The sequence below is a fragment of the Bacillus cereus group sp. BfR-BA-01310 genome (assembly GCF_022664325.1).
Classification (GTDB): Bacteria; Bacillota; Bacilli; order Bacillales; family Bacillaceae_G; genus Bacillus_A; species Bacillus_A paramycoides.
In genome coordinates this window covers 1-485 of the sequence record NZ_JAKUHD010000085.1, presented here as the reverse complement: position 1 = coordinate 485, position 485 = coordinate 1, and the positions used below count along the sequence as shown (strand labels likewise).

Sequence of the window (485 nt, the reverse complement as noted above, 5' to 3'; positions counted from 1 at the left end):
ACGATTCCTTTTGTGTTCCAATCGTCCAAACTTAAAAATTCTTTATCAATAACATTCATAAAATACGAAAGTGCTTCATTAAAAATTTGAACCGTTGGTTCAAATATGTTTGTTTGATTTGTTATTTTATGTTTTAACGTTTTAGATTTTTTCGCGGACATCCAACAAACCCTCCTTCCGTTTCGTATTTGAGTATGTTAGGATTGTAACCTATCATAAATTAGTTGTAAAATAATAAGGGGTGGTTTCATGCATGAATTTAACAAGAATAGACACGCGATATATAAACTAACATATCATTTAGTTGTCGTTACAAAATACAGACATCCTTGTATCAATGAAAACATAAAAAATAGGCTCGAGGAAATTGCCCACAACCTATTTACAAAGTGGCATTGTACAATTATTGAAATGAACGGTGAAGAGGATCACATACATATCCTGTTTGATGCTCCGCCACAAATTCACTTAGCTAATGTTGTGAA

The 485-nt window shown here is 32.0% G+C and carries 1 protein-coding gene; it reads left to right on the top strand.

Annotation, left to right across the window (positions count from 1 at the left end; all coding sequences use genetic code 11):
- Positions 1-249 precede the first annotated feature (249 nt).
- The coding region (gene tnpA, locus MR109_RS29665; RefSeq protein ID WP_242274859.1) for an IS200/IS605 family transposase at positions 250-485 on the top strand (236 nt) is incomplete at its 3' end.